The organism is Parvibaculum lavamentivorans DS-1, assembly GCF_000017565.1.
Taxonomy (GTDB): domain Bacteria; phylum Pseudomonadota; class Alphaproteobacteria; order Parvibaculales; family Parvibaculaceae; genus Parvibaculum; species Parvibaculum lavamentivorans.
The window spans coordinates 1,378,611-1,396,141 of record NC_009719.1 but is presented as its reverse complement, the minus strand read 5'-3'; the positions used below and the strand labels follow the sequence as shown (position 1 = coordinate 1,396,141).

General features: G+C 63.9%; 21 protein-coding genes. 14 read left to right on the top strand and 7 right to left on the bottom strand.

Translation table 11 applies throughout. The annotated features are described in order from the left end of the window. Positions 1-11: 11 nt before the first annotated feature. The 3 genes from PLAV_RS06425 to PLAV_RS06415 are packed head-to-tail and all read left to right on the top strand — an operon-like array spanning position 12 to position 2,364. Positions 12-995, top strand: a complete 984-nt coding sequence (locus PLAV_RS06425; RefSeq protein WP_012110155.1) for a quinone oxidoreductase family protein — start codon at positions 12-14, stop codon at positions 993-995. Beyond that, positions 992-1,408 carry a GFA family protein gene (locus tag PLAV_RS18790; protein ID WP_012110154.1) on the top strand — a complete coding sequence of 139 codons (417 nt, stop codon included), beginning with the start codon at positions 992-994 and terminating at the stop codon, positions 1,406-1,408. The genes PLAV_RS06425 and PLAV_RS18790 overlap by 4 nt, the downstream gene beginning before the upstream one ends. Next, complete coding sequence (locus PLAV_RS06415; protein ID WP_012110153.1) at positions 1,405-2,364, top strand: alpha/beta hydrolase; 960 nt, start codon at positions 1,405-1,407, stop codon at positions 2,362-2,364. Before PLAV_RS18790 ends, PLAV_RS06415 begins: the two co-directional genes overlap by 4 nt. Before the next feature lie 74 nt (positions 2,365-2,438). Here the strand turns inward: PLAV_RS06415 and PLAV_RS06410 are convergent, their stop codons facing one another. The 5 genes from PLAV_RS06410 to hemE all read right to left on the bottom strand — a co-directional run bounded on the left by PLAV_RS06410 (position 2,439) and on the right by hemE (position 7,380). Continuing rightward, positions 2,439-3,110, bottom strand: a complete 672-nt coding sequence (locus PLAV_RS06410; RefSeq protein ID WP_012110152.1) for a PAS domain-containing protein — start codon at positions 3,108-3,110, stop codon at positions 2,439-2,441. A gap of 99 nt (positions 3,111-3,209) precedes the next feature. After that, positions 3,210-4,478, bottom strand: a complete 1,269-nt coding sequence (rho, locus tag PLAV_RS06405; protein ID WP_012110151.1) for a transcription termination factor Rho — start codon at positions 4,476-4,478, stop codon at positions 3,210-3,212. A 347-nt stretch (positions 4,479-4,825) separates the two neighbouring features. After that, complete coding sequence (gene hemJ / locus PLAV_RS06400) at positions 4,826-5,272, bottom strand: protoporphyrinogen oxidase HemJ (protein ID WP_012110150.1); 447 nt, start codon at positions 5,270-5,272, stop codon at positions 4,826-4,828. A gap of 18 nt (positions 5,273-5,290) precedes the next feature. Beyond that, the gene (gene hemH / locus PLAV_RS06395) at positions 5,291-6,328 is read right to left on the bottom strand and encodes a ferrochelatase (RefSeq protein ID WP_143710178.1); all 1,038 of its coding nucleotides are present in this window, start codon (positions 6,326-6,328) and stop codon (positions 5,291-5,293) included. Beyond that, on the bottom strand, positions 6,325-7,380 hold the full coding sequence (gene hemE / locus PLAV_RS06390; RefSeq protein ID WP_041535879.1) for a uroporphyrinogen decarboxylase: 1,056 nt from the start codon (positions 7,378-7,380) through the stop codon (positions 6,325-6,327). The genes hemH and hemE overlap by 4 nt, the downstream gene beginning before the upstream one ends. Positions 7,381-7,962: 582 nt before the next feature. On the opposite strand from hemE, the gene PLAV_RS06385 reads away from it, so the two are divergent. Genes PLAV_RS06385 through dnaQ form a run of 6 tightly spaced genes read left to right on the top strand, consistent with a single transcriptional unit; the run spans position 7,963 to position 12,023 of the window. Next, positions 7,963-8,787: a pyruvate, water dikinase regulatory protein gene (locus PLAV_RS06385; protein WP_012110145.1), complete on the top strand. Its 825-nt coding sequence runs from the start codon at positions 7,963-7,965 to the stop codon at positions 8,785-8,787. Positions 8,788-8,794: 7 nt separating this feature from the next. After that, positions 8,795-9,403: a Maf family nucleotide pyrophosphatase gene (locus PLAV_RS06380; protein WP_041536421.1), complete on the top strand. Its 609-nt coding sequence runs from the start codon at positions 8,795-8,797 to the stop codon at positions 9,401-9,403. Beyond that, positions 9,400-10,236 carry a shikimate dehydrogenase gene (locus PLAV_RS06375; protein WP_012110142.1) on the top strand — a complete coding sequence of 279 codons (837 nt, stop codon included), beginning with the start codon at positions 9,400-9,402 and terminating at the stop codon, positions 10,234-10,236. Before PLAV_RS06380 ends, PLAV_RS06375 begins: the two co-directional genes overlap by 4 nt. An 11-nt stretch (positions 10,237-10,247) precedes the next feature. Then, positions 10,248-10,874 carry a dephospho-CoA kinase gene (coaE, locus tag PLAV_RS06370; RefSeq protein ID WP_012110141.1) on the top strand — a complete coding sequence of 209 codons (627 nt, stop codon included), beginning with the start codon at positions 10,248-10,250 and terminating at the stop codon, positions 10,872-10,874. A 17-nt stretch (positions 10,875-10,891) separates the two neighbouring features. Continuing rightward, positions 10,892-11,320 carry a VOC family protein gene (locus PLAV_RS06365; RefSeq protein ID WP_012110140.1) on the top strand — a complete coding sequence of 143 codons (429 nt, stop codon included), beginning with the start codon at positions 10,892-10,894 and terminating at the stop codon, positions 11,318-11,320. Between the two features lie 16 nt (positions 11,321-11,336). After that, positions 11,337-12,023: a DNA polymerase III subunit epsilon gene (gene dnaQ, locus PLAV_RS06360; protein WP_012110139.1), complete on the top strand. Its 687-nt coding sequence runs from the start codon at positions 11,337-11,339 to the stop codon at positions 12,021-12,023. A 4-nt stretch (positions 12,024-12,027) separates the two neighbouring features. Here the strand turns inward: dnaQ and secB are convergent, their stop codons facing one another. Both secB and PLAV_RS06350 read right to left on the bottom strand, forming a co-directional pair. Continuing rightward, positions 12,028-12,534, bottom strand: a complete 507-nt coding sequence (gene secB / locus PLAV_RS06355) for a protein-export chaperone SecB (RefSeq protein ID WP_012110138.1) — start codon at positions 12,532-12,534, stop codon at positions 12,028-12,030. Positions 12,535-12,623: 89 nt separating this feature from the next. Continuing rightward, positions 12,624-13,133, bottom strand: coding sequence for an FxsA family protein (locus tag PLAV_RS06350; protein WP_049767728.1), 510 nt, complete (start codon positions 13,131-13,133; stop codon positions 12,624-12,626). Positions 13,134-13,408: 275 nt separating this feature from the next. Between PLAV_RS06350 and PLAV_RS06345 the strand changes: the two genes are divergently transcribed. From PLAV_RS06345 to PLAV_RS06325, 5 genes are all read left to right on the top strand, one after another. Beyond that, positions 13,409-14,152: a Tim44/TimA family putative adaptor protein gene (locus tag PLAV_RS06345; RefSeq protein WP_012110136.1), complete on the top strand. Its 744-nt coding sequence runs from the start codon at positions 13,409-13,411 to the stop codon at positions 14,150-14,152. An 87-nt stretch (positions 14,153-14,239) separates the two neighbouring features. Beyond that, positions 14,240-15,304, top strand: coding sequence for a murein transglycosylase A (gene mltA / locus PLAV_RS06340; protein WP_012110135.1), 1,065 nt, complete (start codon positions 14,240-14,242; stop codon positions 15,302-15,304). Further along, positions 15,294-15,977, top strand: a complete 684-nt coding sequence (locus PLAV_RS06335) for a Smr/MutS family protein (RefSeq protein WP_245545235.1) — start codon at positions 15,294-15,296, stop codon at positions 15,975-15,977. Before mltA ends, PLAV_RS06335 begins: the two co-directional genes overlap by 11 nt. Beyond that, positions 15,974-16,357, top strand: coding sequence for a helix-turn-helix domain-containing protein (locus PLAV_RS06330; RefSeq protein WP_012110133.1), 384 nt, complete (start codon positions 15,974-15,976; stop codon positions 16,355-16,357). Before PLAV_RS06335 ends, PLAV_RS06330 begins: the two co-directional genes overlap by 4 nt. A 194-nt stretch (positions 16,358-16,551) precedes the next feature. Continuing rightward, positions 16,552-17,502 carry a LysR family transcriptional regulator gene (locus PLAV_RS06325; RefSeq protein ID WP_012110132.1) on the top strand — a complete coding sequence of 317 codons (951 nt, stop codon included), beginning with the start codon at positions 16,552-16,554 and terminating at the stop codon, positions 17,500-17,502. The last annotated feature ends 29 nt before the right edge of the window (positions 17,503-17,531 follow it).

Below are 17,531 nucleotides of genomic sequence, written 5' to 3'. Positions count from 1 at the left end.
GGGAGAGAAAAATGACGCGCATAAAAGCCATCCGTATCGACAGGAACGGCGGCCCGGAGACCATGTCGCTTAAGGAGGTCGATCTCGGCGCGCCGAAGCCCGGCGAGGTGACGGTGCGGGCGAAGGCGATCGGCGTCAATTTCATCGACACCTATCACCGCTCGGGCCTCTACCCGGTAGGGCTTCCCTCCGGCCTCGGCATGGAAGCGGCGGGCGTGGTCGAAGCGGTCGGCGAGGGCGTGACGCAATTCGCGAAGGGCGACCGCGTCGCCTATGCCTCCGGGCCCGTCGGGGCTTACGCCGAAGCGCATAATGTAGCGGCGGCGAGCGCGGCGAAAATTCCGGACGGCGTCAGCGACGAGGAAGCGGCCTCGATGATGCTGAAGGGTCTGACCGCGCAATTCCTGCTGCGCCAGACCTTCAAGGTCGAGAAGGGCCAGACGATCCTCTGGCATGCGGCAGCGGGCGGCGTCGGCCTCATCGCCTGCCAATGGGCGAAACATCTCGGCGCCACCGTGATCGGCACCACGAGTTCCGACGAAAAGGCGGCGATCGCGCGGGCCAATGGCTGCGATCATGTGATCGACTACACGAAGGAAGATGTCGCCGAGCGGGTGAAGGAAATCACCGGCGGCAAGAAAGTGCCGGTCGTCTATGACGGAGTCGGCAAGGCGACCTTCATCGGCTCGCTCGACAGTCTTGCGCCGCTCGGACTTCTCGTCTCCTTCGGCAATGCATCCGGCCCGGTGACGGATGTGAACCTCGGCATTCTCGCGCAGAAGGGCTCGCTCTATGTGACGCGGCCGACCATGTTTCACTACGCCGCGAAATCGTCGACGGCGTTCCAGGAGATGGCCGACGACCTTTTCGCGGTGGTGAAATCGGGCGCGGTGAAGATCGGCGTCAACCAGCGCTACTCGCTCGCCGAAGCCGCCCGCGCGCATCTCGACCTCGAGGGACGGAAGACGACCGGCGCCAGCGTGCTGATCCCGTGATCAGGGGTTCCTGTCTTTGCGGCGCGGTACGCTTCGCGGCGAAGCGCGGCAGCGGAATTGTCGTCTGTCACTGTTCGATGTGCCGCAAGGCGGCGGGGGGTGCCTTCGGCGCCTTCTTCGTCGCGTTGCGCGATGAAGTGACATGGGAGGGCGCGGAGCATTTGAGCACCTATCGCTCATCGCCCACCCTCGAACGCGCCTTCTGCAGGCAGTGCGGCACGGCAATGACCGGCGCGAACCTCACCGAACCGGACGAAACGATCATCCTTGCGGCGAACGCATTGGCGGATGATGCGCCTCTGCGTGTCATTGCCGTCGAGCACGCCGCCTCAAAAGCGACATGGGCGGGCGATATCGATGAGGCGCCGCATTTCGACGGTCCTTATCCTGGATGGGAAAAACTGAAGCCATGAAAATCCTCCCCCTCGCGCTTCTCTTCGCCCTCGCCTTCGCGGCCGACGCCATGGCGGAACCCTGGAGCGAACGCGAGGTGACGGTGGATGGCGGGCTCGCGCCGCTTCATGGCACGCTGACGCTTCCCGAAGGCGACGGGCCCGTTGACGCGGCGCTGATCCTGCCGGGCTCCGGCCCCACCGACCGCAACGGCAATTTTCCCGAAGGCAACAACAACAGCCTTCGCCTGCTTGCCCGCAGCCTTGGCGACGCCGGCATCGCCTCGCTCCGCATCGACAAGCGCGGCGTCGGCGCGAGCGCGCAGGCCGCACCGAAGGAGGAAGATCTTCGCGCCGAAACCTATGTCGATGACGCGGTGCAATGGCTTGAATTTCTCGACAAGGAACCGCGTATCCGGCGTCTTTATCTGATCGGCCATAGCGAAGGCGCGCTGCTGGCGACGCTCGCCGCGCAGAAAAAACCGGTTGCCGGGCTGGTGCTGATCGCCGCCATCGGACGACCGGCGCCGGATGTCCTCCGCGAACAGGTCGCCACCGGCAATATGGAACCGCAATTGCGGCAGGCCTCCGACACCATTCTCGCCAAGCTCGAACGCGGCGAGACGCATGAAGAAGTGCCGGGCCAGCTCGACGCGCTGTACCGGCCAAGCGTGCAGCCCTATCTGATCTCCTGGTTCAAATACGATCCCGCCGCCGAACTCGCGAAACTGTCGATGCCGGTGCTCCTGATCCGCGGCACGCATGATCTGCAGGTGCGCCAGGCCGATGCCGACGCGCTTGCCGCCGCAAGGCCGGATGCGACGCTCCTCGCCATCGAGGAGATGAACCATGTGCTGAAGATCGCGCCGGCCGACCGCGCGGAGAATATCCGCTTCTATTCCGATCCCGGCGCGCCGCTCGCGCCCGGCCTTGCCGATGCCATAACGGATTTCATCTCGAAGATGACGGCGCCCTAGAGACCGAGCCTGGCCGCATAAGCCGGAATGCGATGCCCGGTATCGAAGAAAAGCGCGCGTCGCCGGCTTCCATATCAGACGCCGAGGCCGAGCGAGGCGGGAGGAACGCCCGATCCCGTATCGATGAAGACGGCGCGGCGCAGTGTCAGGATGCGGTCGAGCACGACATCGACGGCCCACTCGCTGACCAGCTCGCAGGGGATGACCGTACCGATGACGCGCGCCTTGCCATCCGCGTCGGGCGCGATCGGCAGCGTCATGAATTCGCACGGATAGGACATGCCGCGCCTGTCATAGACATCGCGGATCATCAGCAAGCCGCAGGGCTGCGCATGAAGCGCCTGCAGCCGTGCGCGGTCGGTGGCGACCTGCGCGTGTTCGGGTCCGAATATATTATGGCCGGTGAGGTCGAAGCCGCTGCCCTCGACAAGGGCGCTGCCATAGATGCGGAAGACGAGACGCTTCTCGTCCTCCCAGCTCAGATAGCGGATATAGGGAAGAAGCTCGACCAGCGCGCGCAGATCGACATCGGCGACGGAGGGCATCGGCTTGTCGCCGCGCGCCTCGAGCCACCAAGCATAGATTTCACGGCCTGCATTGGAAAGGGCAATGCCGCCGATTTCGGCGGGAACGTGATCGCTCGGATTTTTGAGCCGGGCCTTGACCCGCCCGGCGGCATCGCCCTGCAAAAGCGGCTTCACCCAGGCCGACCGGCCCTCCGCGATCTCGCTTGCGCGCTCGTCCATGCCCCACCCCACTGAACACTCTGCCCCGCATCCCGCAAGCGGCACGGAGCCGATGCACGGAATGCGGGTAGAGAGTAGCAGATTTCAGGCGGCTTGTTTTCAGGTATTCATCGAGTCGAAGAATTCGCCGTTGCTCTTCGTCTGCTTGAGCTTGTCGAGAAGGAATTCGACCGCGTCGACGGTGCCCATCGGGTTGAGGATGCGGCGGAGCACATACATTTTCGAGAGCGTGCCCTTGTCGACCAGCAGCTCTTCCTTGCGGGTGCCGGATTTGAGGATGTCCATCGCCGGGAAGACGCGCTTGTCGGCGATCTTGCGGTCGAGGACGATTTCCGAGTTACCGGTGCCCTTGAATTCTTCGAAGATGACTTCGTCCATGCGGCTGCCGGTATCGATGAGCGCGGTCGCGATGATGGTGAGCGAGCCGCCTTCCTCGATATTGCGCGCGGCGCCGAAGAAACGCTTGGGGCGCTGCAGCGCGTTCGCGTCGACACCGCCGGTCAGCACCTTGCCGGAGGACGGGACGACCGTGTTGTAGGCGCGGCCGAGACGCGTGATCGAGTCGAGCAGGATAACGACGTCGCGTCCGTGTTCGACGAGGCGCTTTGCCTTCTCGATCACCATTTCGGCGACCTGGACGTGGCGCGTCGCCGGCTCGTCGAAGGTGGACGAGATGACCTCGCCCTTCACCGAACGCTGCATGTCGGTCACTTCTTCCGGCCGCTCGTCGATCAGCAGCACGATCAGATAGCATTCCGGGTGGTTGGTCGTGATCGAATGCGCGATGTTCTGGAGGAGAACGGTCTTGCCCGTGCGCGGCGGCGCGACGATCAGCCCGCGCTGGCCCTTGCCGAGCGGCGCGACGATGTCGATGAGCCGCGAGGAGCGGTCCTTCAGCGTCGGATCGGCGACTTCCATCTCGAGCTTCTCGTCGGGATAGAGCGGCGTCAGATTGTCGAAATGGACCTTGTGGCGGGCCTTGTCGGGGCTCTCGAAATTGACCGTCGAGACCTTGAGGAGCGCGAAATACCGCTCGCCATCCTTCGGGCTCCTGATCTCGCCTTCGACCGTGTCGCCGGTACGGAGCGAGAAGCGGCGGATCTGCGAGGGCGAGACGTAAATATCGTCGGGACCCGGCAGGTAGTTGGCTTCGGGAGAGCGCAGGAAGCCGAAGCCGTCCGGCAGCACCTCGACCACGCCTTCGCCGATGATGTCGATATTCTGTTCCGCATACTGCTTCAGGATCGCGAACATCATGTCCTGCGTCCTGAGCGTCGAGGCGTTCTCGACCTCGAGTTCCTCGGCAATCGCCAGAAGTTCGGTCGGCGATTTTGCCTTGAGGTCCTGCAGCTTGATCTGCGTCGTCATTGCCTGTCTTGGTCTTTCTTTGGGGGTTTCCGCCCGGGGCGCTTCTGGAAATGATGCGGCGCTGTCTCTGAGGGGAGGAAATCTTTGGGAGGGATAGGGGTAGAAGGCCGATATGTGAAATCTGTTGGGAAAGCGGGCCTAACGCTTCTTTCCTGCCATCGCACGATCCGGGCTCGGCCCTTCTGCGGGCAATTGCCTTGTGCGCGGTCTTGTCTTGCCGCTGTCACGCCTTGAAAGGCGCTCTCTACGGCCGGGAAAGAACAAGGAAGGCCGCCGGAAGAAACCCGGCTTCAAAACCGATATAAAGCGGTCCGGTTCCAATTTCAACGGAAATTGGCGTTGGCCCCTCAGAACGGTTTCGCGACCGCCAGCAGCACGATGAAGATGACGAGGAGCGGCGGGCCCTCATTGACGATCCGGTAGAAGCGGGCATCCCGCTGGTTCCCGTCGCGCTCGAACTCTTTCCGCCAGCGCGAAAAAAAGCCGTGAAGCGCCGACATGACGAGGATCAGCGCCAGTTTCACATGCATCCAGCCATCGGAGAGAAGGCCCGGATTGAGCACCAGCATCAGGATGCCGAAGAGGAAAGTGGCGATCATGGCCGGGTTGACGATGCCCCGCAGAAGCCGCCTTTCCATGATCTTGAAGGTCTCGGACTTGTCCGAACCCGGCGCCGCCTCGGCGTGATAGACGAAAAGCCGGGGCAGATAGGCCATGCCGGCCATCCAGAAGATCACCGAAATGATGTGAAGCGCCTTGATCCAGACATAGTAGCCGGCCAGAAAATCGAGCATTGCGGGTCCCCTGCTTCCTTAACCAGCCATCTTCAGGCCCGCCCGGGCGGTGCAGACATGGCCGGCGGCCTCTTCCGGGCAGAGGATGGTATCGCTCGCCTGCGCCGCGCGGACAAGCCCGGCCAGCGCCTCGATGAAATGCGGCTCGGTGCCGAGCGCCGGCACCCGGAAATAGCGCGGTACGCCGCTCTCTTTGGCGAGGTGTCCATATTCCTTGTCGAGCTCGACCAGCGTTTCGGAATGTTCCGAGACGAAGGCGATGGGAACGACGATGAGCGATTTGCCCTCGCTGCCCGCCCGGATGATTTCCTTGTCGGTGGCCGGGCCGATCCATTCGAGGGGCCCCACCCGGCTTTGGTAGCAGGTGACCCAGTCGAGACCTTCAATGCCGAGCGCCGCGGCCAGGGCGGCGCAGCTCTGCTCGACCTGGGCTTGATAGGGATCGCCCGCCTCGATCACCTTTTTCGGCAGGCCGTGAGCGGAGAAGAGGATGCGGATGCCGTCCGTCCCGCCTGCCTTGGCAATCACGTCGCGAAGCAGCGCCACATGCGCGGCGATGAAGCCGGGCGCGAGCGGATAGCAGCAGACGGTCTTCACCGGCGCTGAAAGCCCCGCCTTCGCCGCCGCCCGCTCCCAGTCCCTGAAGGAGGATTCGGTCGTCGTGGTCGAGTATTGCGGGTAGAGCGGCAGGAGGATGATCTCATCGGCGCCCCATGCCTTGATGGCGGCGGCCGCTTCATCCGCAAAGGGATGCCAGTAGCGCATGGCGATGAAACTGCGGAACTCGGATTCGCCACCGGCCAAGGCGGCCTCGAGCGCCTGCCCCTGATCGCGTGTCAGCGGAACGATCGGCGAACCGCCGCCAAGCGCCGCATAGATTTCCTTCGCCACCGGCGCACGGCGCTTCGAGACAAGCTTCGCGATCAGCCAGCGAAAAGGCTGCGGCACACGAATGATGGCGGGATCGATGAAGAGATTAAAGAGAAAGGGCTCGACCGCCTCTGGCTTGTCCGGTCCGCCGAGATTGAAGAGCACGACCGCGACCTTCCGGGTCATGCGCGCCATTCCTTCACCAGCGTCACCAGTTCCGCCACATGTTCGGGCGGCGTTTGCGGCACGATGCCATGGCCGAGATTGAAGATGAAGGGACCCTGGCCGAGCGTTTCGAGGATGTGGAGCGCCTGGCGGCGCATCTCCGCCCCGCCCGCAACCAGCAGCAGCGGATCGAGATTGCCCTGCACGCAGCCAAGCGGCTGCAGATGTTCCCGGGCCCAAAGAGCCGAAACGCCGGTATCGAGGCTGAGACCGTTGACGCCCGTCTCGCGGAAATAGCGCGCGGCCATGCCGCCTGCCCCGCGCGGAAAGGCGATGACCGGAATATCGGGAAACCGCTCCTTCAGAGTCTCCCGGATCCGCTTCATCGGCTGGAGCGCGAAACGCTCGAAGGAAAGTTCCGGCAGGCTGCCCGCCCAGGTATCGAAGACCTGCAGCACCTCGGCGCCCGCTTCCACCTGCGCCGAGAGATGCTCGACGGTCGCATCCGTCAGAAGATCGATCAGTTTCTGAAACTCGTCGGGGGCGCGGTAGGCCCATGCCTTGGCGGCGCCTTGATCCGGCGAGCCGCGCCCGCCGACGACATAGGTCGCGACCGTCCATGGCGCGCCGGCAAAACCGATCAGCGTTGTTTCCGGGGGAAGACTCCGCCTGAGCCGCTTCACCACCTCATAGACGGGCTGGAGATGCTCCCTCACGGCTTCGACAGGCTTCAGCGCCGCGAGCCCCGCCACATTCGTGATCGCCTCCAGCACCGGCCCCTCGCCTTCCTTGAAGGCAACCTTCTGGCCGAGCGCATCCGGCACCACGAGAATATCCGAAAACAGGATCGACGCATCGAAGCCGTAACGCCTGATCGGCTGCAGCGTCACTTCCTCCGCGAAGTCCGGCGTATAGCAGAGATCGAGAAAGCTGCCGGCCTCGGCGCGCACCTTCCGGTACTCCGGCAGATAGCGTCCCGCCTGGCGCATCAGCCAGATCGGTACACCCTCCGTCGCCTCGCCCTTCAATGCCCTGAGGAGCTTCTTCCCGGCTGCCTCTTTTCCGGGAGCCATTTTATCGCTCAACCGTTCAATCTCCCGACCGTCTTTCCTGTCCTTCTATCTCAATAGAAGAATCTTATCTGTAGTGGATAGTGAAGGATGGCTGTGAAAGGCGGGGATCAAACCGCGCCGCCATCTTGTCCACAATTCAGTGCCGCCCGCCCGCATCGCCGCCGGCACCCGCTTTCTATGCCACAGCCTGTTGATGATTTCAGCCTGTCAGACTGACGCGGTGTCTACGCAGGCACTTGGCATGTGGATTGTCGGTTCCGTCGAAAATGTTAACTGCGGGGACAACTGCCCATGGCCACGCCGACCCGCCGGTCATACCCGCTTTCCGCAAGCATATCGCGGCTTTTCTCCACCGGGGCACTGAACGGGGGAGCGAAAACGAAGCACGGGTATGACCGGGTAGGGCTTGGCGCAAAACCGCCGCTTACGCCCGTTAATCACAGCTTTCCACAAGCAAAGGCACATCATGCGAAGATGCTGTTATGCCCTGCGGTTTCACGGCGAAAAAGAATTGGCGTGCTCACGGCAGCCCCGATACCTTTGCGGCGCGGCGCAAGGACCGCCCGCGAAACGACAGGCCTCATGAACACCAAGCGCGTCTTTCATCTTCATCTCGTATCGGATGCGACCGGCGAAACGCTGAACATGGTCGCGCGCGCGGCCTGCGCGCAATATGAGGATGCGCGGCCGATCGAGCATGTCTATGCGCTGGTGCGCGGACCGAAGCAGCTTGAGCGCGTGCTGGGGGAAATCGAAAATGCGCCTGGCATCGTGATGTTCACGATGGTGAATGACGAGCTGCGCTCACGGCTGGAAAAACGCTGCGCCGAATTGCAGACGCCCTGCATTTCCGTGCTCGACCCGGCCATGCTGGCGCTCGGCAAATATCTCGGCAAGGAATCCTCCCACAAGCCGGGCTCGCAGCACATCATGGATGCGGAATATTTCGACCGCATCGCCGCGCTCAACTACACGATGGCGCATGATGACGGACAATCGGGCGGCGATCTCGACGATGCCGACATCATTCTGCTCGGCGTCAGCCGCACCTCGAAGACGCCGACCTGCATCTATCTCGCGAACCGGGGCATCAAGGCGGCGAACATCCCGATCGTGCCGAACGCGCCGCTGCCGCCCGATCTTGAAACGGCGCAGAAGCCGCTGATTGTCGGCCTGACGACAAGCCCCGATCGCCTGGTGCAAATCCGCAAGAACCGCCTTCTTTCGCTGCACGAGAATACCGACACCGATTATGTCGCGCCCGACGTCGTCGCCGATGAAATAGCCTTCGCGCGCAAGCTCTTCGCGCGGAACGGCTGGCCGGTGATCGACGTCACCCGCCGCTCCATCGAGGAGACGGCGGCGGCGGTCCTCAACCTCTATAATGAGCGCCAGCGCGCGGTCTGAAAGCGATATGTCACGTCCTCCCTTCATTCTCGCCTCCGCCAGCGCCGTCCGCGCCGAACTTCTCTCTGGCGCCGGTATTTCATTCGAGGCGAAGGATTCGCGCGTCGATGAAGATGCGCTGAAGGAAAGATTCGCCGGCAGCAATTCCGATGACGATACGGACGCCCTGGCACTCGAACTCGCCAGCGCGAAGGCGCTCGCGGTTGCCGCAGCGAATGGCGATGCGCTGGTGCTCGGCGCCGATCAGATCCTCTCCTGCAACGGCAGGAGATATGACAAGCCGAAATCCATGGCGGAAGCGCGCGCCAATCTAAGCGCCTTTCGCGGTCATCCGCATATTCTCCATAGCGGCCTTGCCCTCGCGGCAAAGGGAGAAGTGGTCTGGCGTCACAATGCGCGCGCCACACTGACCATGCGCGATTTCTCCGACGCTTTTCTCGACGCCTATCTCGCGGAGGCCGGCGAGAAGGTGATGAAGAGTGTGGGCTGCTACCAGCTCGAAGGGCCGGGCGTGCAGCTCTTCGAGAAGATCGACGGCGACTATTTCACCATTCTGGGATTGCCGCTGCTGCCGCTGCTCGATGAGCTGCGCAAACGCGGGCTGGTGACGGCATGAAAAAGGTCTGCGTCATCGGCTGGCCTGTCGAGCATTCGCGCTCGCCGCTGATCCATAATTACTGGATCGGGCTCCACGGTATCGAGGGCGCGGTCTATGAACGGCTCGCGGTGCCGCCGGATGCAGCGGCGGAGACGATCCGCAATCTTGGCGGCCTCGGTTTCATCGGCGCCAATGTGACCGTGCCGCACAAGGAGACGGCCTTTGCCGCGCTTGCCCGGCATGATGCCATCGCCAAGCGGCTGAAGGCGGTCAACACAATCGTCACGACGCCGGCGGGGCTTGAGGGACGCAACACCGATGGCTATGGCTTCATCGCCAATCTGAAAGACCGCGCGCCCGGCTGGGACGCGAAGGCGGGACCGGCCGTTCTTCTCGGCGCGGGCGGCGCCGCGCGCGCGATTGCTGCCGCGCTCGAGGATGAAGGCGCGCCGGAAATCAGGATTATCAACCGCACGCCATCCCGCGCCGAGGCGTTGGCCCGCGATCTCGGACTTCGGAACGCGCTTGTCTTCGCGGATGGTGAGGCGAAGACGGCGCTCGACGGCGCCGCGCTTCTGGTCAACACGACGACGCTCGGCATGAAGGGCGAAAGCGATGTCGATCTCGATATCTCGCCGCTTCCCGCCCCGGCCCTCGTCACCGACATTGTCTATACGCCGCTCGAAACCCGATTGCTGCGCCGCGCCCGCGAGGCAGGCTACAAGACCGTCGACGGGCTCGGCATGTTGCTGCATCAGGCGGTGCCGGGCTTCGAGGCCTGGTTCGGTGTGCGGCCGCAGGTGACGCCGGAACTCCGCGCGCTGGTGCTCGCCGACATGGGAATGAAATAAGGGAACCCGCGATGCTTCTTATCGGTCTTACCGGCTCGATCGGCATGGGAAAATCCGAAACCGCGAAAATGTTCCGCGAGCTCGGCGTTCCCGTCTATGACGCGGATGCCGCCGTCCACAAGCTCTACGAAAAGGGCGGCAAGGCGGTGGAACCGCTGCGCGCCGCCTTTCCTTCCGCCATTGTCGATGGTGCCGTCGATCGCAAGCTGTTGTCGCGCGCGGTGCTCGGACTTCCCGACGAGATGAAGAAGCTCGAAGCGATCGTCCATCCGTTGGTCGGCGAAGCGCAGATGGAATTCCTGCGCGAGAACATGGCGGCGGGAAAAGCGATGGCGGTGCTCGATATTCCACTCCTCTATGAAACGGGCGGCGAAACGCGCGTCGATGTTGTGGTTGTGGTGTCGGCACCTTACGATATTCAGAAGACGCGGGTGCTGGCGCGGCCCGACATGGATGAAGCGAAATTCGCCGCCATCCATGCCAAACAGGTTCCCGACGCAGAAAAGCGCAAGCGCGCCGATTTCATCGTCGAAAGCGACAAGGGCCTCGATCATGCCCGCGCGCAGGTGGCCGCCATCGTCGATGCGCTGAAGAACCGCGAAGGCAAGGTGCTGGCGGCGCGCCTGGCAAAAAGCTGAGAGGAAAAACCGGACCGATGGAACAGAGACTGAGCCTCATTACTCTCGGCGTCGCCGATCTCGCGCGGGCGCAGGGGTTTTACGAGACGCTCGGCTGGCGCGCGCTGCCGCAAAGCAACGCCTCCGTTGTCTTTTTCCAGTGCGGCGGCATTGTCTTCGCCCTTTTCGGACGGGCGGACCTTGCCGGGGACGCGAACCTCGCGCCCCATGGCGAGGGCTTTTCCGGCATCGCGCTGGCGCATAATGTCAGAGAGAAAGAACAAGTCGACGCTGTGCTCGCCGAGGCGGAAGCAGCAGGCGGCAAGATCATGAAGCGCGGCCAGGACGCTTTCTGGGGCGGCTATACGGGTTACTTCTCCGACCTCGATGGCCATGTCTGGGAAGTGGCGTGGAATCCGAAGGGCATCATCGGCGCGGACGGTTCGTTCCGTTTCCAGGTGGAGTGAGGGGCGGCGAAGGCATATGCGCGAAATCGTGCTCGATACGGAAACGACCGGCATCAGTCCGAATGACGGCCACAGGCTGGTCGAAATCGGCTGCCTCGAACTTTTCAATCACGTGGTGACGGGAAAATATTTCCACGCCTATATCGATCCCGAACGCGACATGCCGGAAGGCGCGTTCCGCATTCACGGATTGTCGTCGGACTTCCTGCGCGGCAAACCGAAATTCGCGGAAGTGGCGGATGACTTCCTCGCCTTTATCGGCGAGGACCCGCTGGTCATCCACAATGCCGCCTTCGACATGGGCTTCATCAATGCGGAGCTGAAGCGGATCGGCCGTCCCGCCCTGCCCGTCTCACGCGCGACCGACACGCTCGACATCGCGCGGCGCAAATTTCCCGGCGCTCAGAACAGCCTCGACGCGCTCTGCCGCCGCTTCGGCGTCGACAATTCGGGCCGCACCAAGCATGGCGCGCTGCTCGACAGCGAGCTGCTGGCGGAAGTCTATCTGGAATTGATGGGCGGCCGTCAGCCGGGCCTCGTGTTGCAGGCCGATTATGCAGGCATGAAGGGCGAGCGGGTGACACGCGCGCCGCGCGACATCGCCCTGCCACCGCGCCTCACCGAGGCGGAAAAGGCGGCGCATGACGCCTTCGTCGCGACACTGGGCGGCGAACCGCTCTGGACGGCGGCGAAGGCGGACTAACAAGTCAGTTCGGTTTGGCCGCTGCTGCCGCATCGGGCGCCTGCTGGTGGCGCTGATTGTAGAGCCCGACGAAATCGATCGGATCGATCATCAGCGGCGGGAAACCGCCATCCCGCGTCGTATCGGCGAGAATGCGCCGGGCGAACGGGAAAATCTGGCGCGGGCATTCGATGACAAGCACCGCCTCGAGATCCTGCTCCGGCACATTGACGACGCGAAAGAGCCCCGCATAGTCGAGCTCGACAAGGAACATCGCCTTGTCTTTCACCGTCGCCTCGGCGCCGATCTTGAGCGCGACCTCGAAATCGGTGGCGCTCATGCGCTTCACGCCGACATCGACGCGGACATTGATGCTTGGCTGTTCGTCGGCGGGCCCGAGAGATTGCGGCGCGTTGGGGTTCTCGAAGGAGAGGTCTTTCACATATTGGGTAAGGACACGAAGCTGCGGCGCCTCGCCGTTCTGCGCGCCGCCATTGCCGCTCTCGCCATTATTCGTGCCCTGATCCGACATTCCCGCCTCGCCGCCTTCTGATTGACCGAAGGCTGCTGGCTATCATGGAACGCGGGCATGAACAAGAAAGAGCAGATCCGCAGGCGCTTCTAGTGCCGCCATGGTGAATCGGACGGACGGGAAGGCCTGTCACTCTCCTCGCCGATCTCTTCCGCTTCGCCTTCGATGACCGGCCCGCCGCCCTGTGGCGGTTTTGGCCCGGACCCGCCGGACATGCCGCCGGCCCGGAACTGGAAGCTGACGCCTTGGGAGAGGCGTGCTGCGGCATAGCGGCCGGCCGCGCGCCGGAAGGGCGGTATCAGCAGGACGACGCCGACACAATCGGTGAAAAGCCCGGGCGTCACCATGAGCAGCGCCGCAATGAAAAGAAAGACGCCATCCAGCATCTCGGCCACCGGCGGCTCGCCCCGCCGCATCGCGGCTTCTGCCCGCCGCCAGGTCTGAAGCCCCTGCACGCGCAGGAGCGAGGCGCCGAGAAGCGCCGTTCCAAGCACGATGGCAATGGTGGCCGGGACGCCGATAAGACCGCCCACCTGGATGAAAATCGCAATTTCGATGACCGGAATGGCGACGAATATGATGAAGAGGAGAATACCCACGGGTTCCCTTGCAGGACGAAAAAAGCGGCATGACGCCGCGGCAGACCTCTTGCCGCTATTAAAGCCACGGAGACAGCACATAAAATAGGCCGCGCGGCGGCAAAGGCGAGCGCCGGGTCTGGTAGCAAAACGCCGCCCGATGCCCTAGGTTATTGCCGAGAGCATAAACGACAGTAGCGGCAAGCACGCCGCCCGTCACCCCGGATGCCGATATGGTGCCGGGTTTGCCGCTGTTCAGGCGGCCGGGCGTCCGGTTTGAAGGGTTCCTCGAGCGTATGGACGACGGTTTGAATCTTCTGAACATCATTCTGCTCGCGATCGCGGTCGGCGTGTTTCTGAAACTCAGAAGCGTGCTCGGCCGGCGGACGGGGCATGAGCGGCCTCCTTACGATCCCTATTCAGAGAATCCGGCGCCCGGAAACGACAAGGTGGTGACCTTGCCAAAGCGCGGCCGTACCGACGCACCCGCGAGCGGCGCGCGCGACCGCGTGATCGACGCGGCGGGCGATCCCTTCGCCAATGCGGGCGCACGCTTCCGTTGGCGCGGCGTCACCGAGGAAGGATCGCCGCTTGCCGGCGCGCTCGACGCGATTGCCGATGCCGACCGCACCTTCGACACGGAGTCATTCCTTTCCGGAGCGCGGATGGCCTATGAGATGATCGTGACGGCCTTTGCCGCGGGCGACCGGGCGACGTTGAAGCCGTTGCTCAGCGACGATGTCTATGCAAGTTTCGAAGGCGCGATCTCGGCACGCGAGAAGGCCGGGCTGCAGATCGACCAGAGCTTCATCGGCATCGACAAGGCGGCGATCACGGGCGGCTCACTCGACGGTACGCGCGCGCGCCTCACCGTTTCCTTCCGCAGCGAATTGACATCCAGCACCAAGAACAGCGACGGCGTGGTGGTCGAGGGCGATCCCGTCACCGTGCGCGAGATCACCGATGTCTGGACCTTCGAGCGCGACCTGCGAAACCGCGATCCGAACTGGAAGCTGGTCGCGACCGGCGCAGCGGCCTGACGGGCGGTGGCAATGCGGCGTGGCGCCTCTGCCCTCGCTCTTCTTGGCGGGCTTGTTCTTTTTTTCTGCGTATCGGGAACGCCTGACATGAGCGCGCAGGCGAACCCCGTTTCGTCGCCCACGCGAATTTCCTTCTCGCAGCTCGATGGCTGGGGAAAGGACGATCAATCGGCGGCGCTCGATGCCTTTCGCCGATCCTGCGCACGCATCCTGAAACTTTCGCCTTCCGCACCGCTCGACGTGAAGGGCGGCGACCCGCTTTATGGCAAGGCGGGTGACTGGCAGCCGGCATGCCGCGCGGCGACAGGCTCCGTCGGCCCGGGCGCCGGCAATGCGCGCGGCTTCTTCCAGCACTGGTTCGTGCCGGTGAAATTTCCCTCCGAACGCGGCCTTTTCACCGGCTACTACGAACCGGAAATGCGCGGCTCGCTGACGCGAGGCGGGGTCTACCAGACGCCCGTGCTGGCGCCGCCGCCAGGCTTCTCGATGGTCGCCGGAGGCGGCAATTTTCCGACCCGCGCCGAGATCGAGGACGGCGCTCTCGATACCGACAAGCTGGCGCTGCTCTGGCTCGAAAGTCCCATCGACGCTTTCTTCCTGCATGTGCAGGGCTCGGGCCGCGTGCGCCTGCCGAATGACGAGATCGTGCGGCTCAGCTTCGCGGCGAAGACAGGACATGACTACACATCGATCGGAAAGCTGCTCGTCGAACGGGGCGAGATGAAGCTGGAACAAGTGTCGATGCAGACGATCCGCGCCTGGATGGAGAAGCATCCCGCCGAAGGCCGCGCCCTGATGCGGCAGAACAAATCCTATATATTCTTCCGTATACTGCGCGATGTGGACGAGACGCTGGGGCCGCCCGGCGCCGAGCAGGTGAACCTGACGCCGGGACGGAGCCTTGCCGTCGACCGCTCGCATCATCCGCTCGGCACGCTGCTCTGGCTCACGACGACGCATCCGACGGTGGACGGCCAAGGTCTCGTGCCGATGGCCCGCCTCATGGTCGCGCAGGATACCGGCTCCGCGATCAAGGGCCGCCAGCGCGGCGACATCTTTTTCGGTTCCGGACGGGACCCGGGCGAGATCGCCGGCCGCATGAAGGCGGAAGGCGAATTCATCGCGCTGGTGCCCAAAGAGATTGCGCCTTAAGAAGAAGACGGATGAAACGGCGGTGAGCGCGATGGCCGACGAGACCGACAAGAAGGCGCCGCGCCGCAAATCCCGTAGCCGCAGTCTGAGCGATGAGGAGCGGAAGCTCTGGCGTGCGGTCGTGAAGGATGCAAAGCCGCTTGCCCGGAAGCGGAGCATCCATGCCGCCGAAGCGGCGCTGCCGGCGGAAATGCTCTCAAGCGCCGCCACCCCGCCCGCGCCGCAGCCAAAGCGCATGCCGGCATCCGTCGTGCCCCCTCCCTCGCCTGCCCCGCGCCGCGCCCCCGAACCGCCGCCGCTGACCGGCCTTGAGCGGCGGACCAGCCAGCGCCTCGCGCGCGGCCAGATGGAAGTCGAAGCGACACTCGACCTGCATGGCCACAGCCAGGCGGAAGCACATGGCGCGCTGCTCGGCTTTCTTTCGCGGGTGAGAGCGCGCGGGCTGCGTTGCGTTCTCGTCATCACCGGCAAGGGCGCCTCGCCCTATGCCCGCCACACGCTTCACGGCGCGGAATTCTACGAAGTGCCGGAGCGGCAGGGTGTGCTCAGAAGCGCGGTGCCGCGCTGGCTGAACGAGGCCGATTTCCGGGCCCATGTATCGGGCTTTCAGCCCGCGCACCCGAAACATGGCGGCGGCGGCGCTTTCTATATCTGGCTGCGCAAGAAAAGATGACACCCTTCGGCCGCCGCATCAGGGAGCTGCGCCGGGACCGCGGCGTCACCATGAAGGACATGGCGGCGGCGCTGCGCGTGACACCCGCCTATCTCTCGGCGCTGGAGCATGGCAAGCGCGGGCGGCCGAGCTGGCGGCTGGTGCAGGCGATCATCGGCTATTTCAACGTGATCTGGGACGAAGCGGAAGAACTGGAGCGGCTCGCCCGCATTTCCCATCCCCGCATCGTCATCGACACAGCAGGGCTTGCCCCGCAGGCAACGGAGCTTGCGAACCGGCTGGCCGAGGAGATCGCCCATATGGCACCGGCGGAAATCGCCAGCCTTCTTGCGCTTTTGGAGGCGCGGGAACGCCGCGACAAGGGCCGGACGAAAAAATGATTCGCTGCCGGTGAAGCCACCTTCCAATGGGGACTCGCGTCCGGCGAAGGGCGGTTTTGAGGGATTCGCCACGGGAGAGGGCCAGCACCTGCCGAGGATTCGCCTGCGGATTCTTTTCACTCGCCATGGACGCGGGGACCGCCAGCGGCTTCAATGAAGCCCTCTTTCCTTGCCGTCACGGCACAGAAGCAATCATGAGCGACAGCAAGAAGACCAAAGAGAAGAGCGATGCGAATTTCGCGCGCCGGGTGGACTGGAACCTGTTTCAGCTCTTCCACGAGATCGTGCGTGCGGGCGGCATCGGCGTGGCGGCGCGGCGGCTCAACCGGCAGCAGCCAAGCGTCAGCGCCGGGTTGAAGCGGCTGGAGGATCATCTCGGCACGGCGCTTCTGCGGCGCACCGCGCAGGGCGTCGAGTTGCTGCCGGCGGGGCGCGCGCTGTTCGACCTTTGCGAAACCATGATGGGCGCGGTCCGCGCCGCGCCCCATGAGGTGGAAACGGCGGCGGGACTGGTCGAGGGTGCAATCAACATCCGCATGATGTCGTCGGTCGTCTCGCCGGAATTCGACGCGGCACTGGCCGCGCTCCACCGCCATCATCCCGGTGTCGGCATTCATATAGATGTGGCGCCCTGGCGCGAGGTAATCGCGGCGCTGAAATCGGGCGAGGCGGAAGTCGGCATCGCCGTCGATAGCGCGCCCGATCCCGCGCTTCGCTACCAGCCGCTCATCAAGGAAGTGCAGCAGCTCTATTGCCACAAGACGCATGCGCTTTACGGCATGAGCGTGCCGCAGCCTTCCGATCTCGCCGACCAGGCCTTTGTCATGACGGGCGAGGACGAGCCGGAAGACCTGGCGAGTTTCCGCCGCCGCTATGGGCTTGGCCGGCGGACCGGCGGCTTCGCCGAGAACCTGCATGAGGCAAAGCGGCTGATCGAGCTGGGCGTCGGGATCGGCTTCCTGCCGACTTGCGTGGCGGAAACGCTGGACAATCAGGGCGCGCTCTGGCCACTGCTGCCTGAAGACGTATTGCCGACCTATCAGGTCTATCTCGTCACCCGCGACGAGCCTGCCCGCAACACGCCCACCGAGCTGTTCCTCGCGGAAATTACGAGCAGGCTAAGGGAGCGGCCAGCGGAGTCATAGATTACATCTATGAGTGTCATCTGAATTTC

Excerpts from the sequence above, each read along its gene's own strand:
- PLAV_RS06425 (WP_012110155.1), top strand. The coding sequence starts at position 12 with ATGACGCGCATAAAAGCCATCCGTATCGACAGGAACGGCGGCCCGGAG.
- PLAV_RS06415 (WP_012110153.1), top strand. The coding sequence starts at position 1,405 with ATGAAAATCCTCCCCCTCGCGCTTCTCTTCGCCCTCGCCTTCGCGGCC.
- PLAV_RS06410 (WP_012110152.1), bottom strand. The coding sequence starts at position 3,110 with ATGGACGAGCGCGCAAGCGAGATCGCGGAGGGCCGGTCGGCCTGGGTG.
- rho (WP_012110151.1), bottom strand. The coding sequence starts at position 4,478 with ATGACGACGCAGATCAAGCTGCAGGACCTCAAGGCAAAATCGCCGACC.
- hemJ (WP_012110150.1), bottom strand. The coding sequence starts at position 5,272 with ATGCTCGATTTTCTGGCCGGCTACTATGTCTGGATCAAGGCGCTTCAC.
- hemH (WP_143710178.1), bottom strand. The coding sequence starts at position 6,328 with ATGACCCGGAAGGTCGCGGTCGTGCTCTTCAATCTCGGCGGACCGGAC.
- hemE (WP_041535879.1), bottom strand. The coding sequence starts at position 7,380 with ATGGCTCCCGGAAAAGAGGCAGCCGGGAAGAAGCTCCTCAGGGCATTG.
- PLAV_RS06385 (WP_012110145.1), top strand. The coding sequence starts at position 7,963 with ATGAACACCAAGCGCGTCTTTCATCTTCATCTCGTATCGGATGCGACC.
- PLAV_RS06380 (WP_041536421.1), top strand. The coding sequence starts at position 8,795 with ATGTCACGTCCTCCCTTCATTCTCGCCTCCGCCAGCGCCGTCCGCGCC.
- PLAV_RS06375 (WP_012110142.1), top strand. The coding sequence starts at position 9,400 with ATGAAAAAGGTCTGCGTCATCGGCTGGCCTGTCGAGCATTCGCGCTCG.
- coaE (WP_012110141.1), top strand. The coding sequence starts at position 10,248 with ATGCTTCTTATCGGTCTTACCGGCTCGATCGGCATGGGAAAATCCGAA.
- PLAV_RS06365 (WP_012110140.1), top strand. The coding sequence starts at position 10,892 with ATGGAACAGAGACTGAGCCTCATTACTCTCGGCGTCGCCGATCTCGCG.
- dnaQ (WP_012110139.1), top strand. The coding sequence starts at position 11,337 with ATGCGCGAAATCGTGCTCGATACGGAAACGACCGGCATCAGTCCGAAT.
- secB (WP_012110138.1), bottom strand. The coding sequence starts at position 12,534 with ATGTCGGATCAGGGCACGAATAATGGCGAGAGCGGCAATGGCGGCGCG.
- PLAV_RS06345 (WP_012110136.1), top strand. The coding sequence starts at position 13,409 with ATGGACGACGGTTTGAATCTTCTGAACATCATTCTGCTCGCGATCGCG.
- mltA (WP_012110135.1), top strand. The coding sequence starts at position 14,240 with ATGAGCGCGCAGGCGAACCCCGTTTCGTCGCCCACGCGAATTTCCTTC.
- PLAV_RS06330 (WP_012110133.1), top strand. The coding sequence starts at position 15,974 with ATGACACCCTTCGGCCGCCGCATCAGGGAGCTGCGCCGGGACCGCGGC.
- PLAV_RS06325 (WP_012110132.1), top strand. The coding sequence starts at position 16,552 with ATGAGCGACAGCAAGAAGACCAAAGAGAAGAGCGATGCGAATTTCGCG.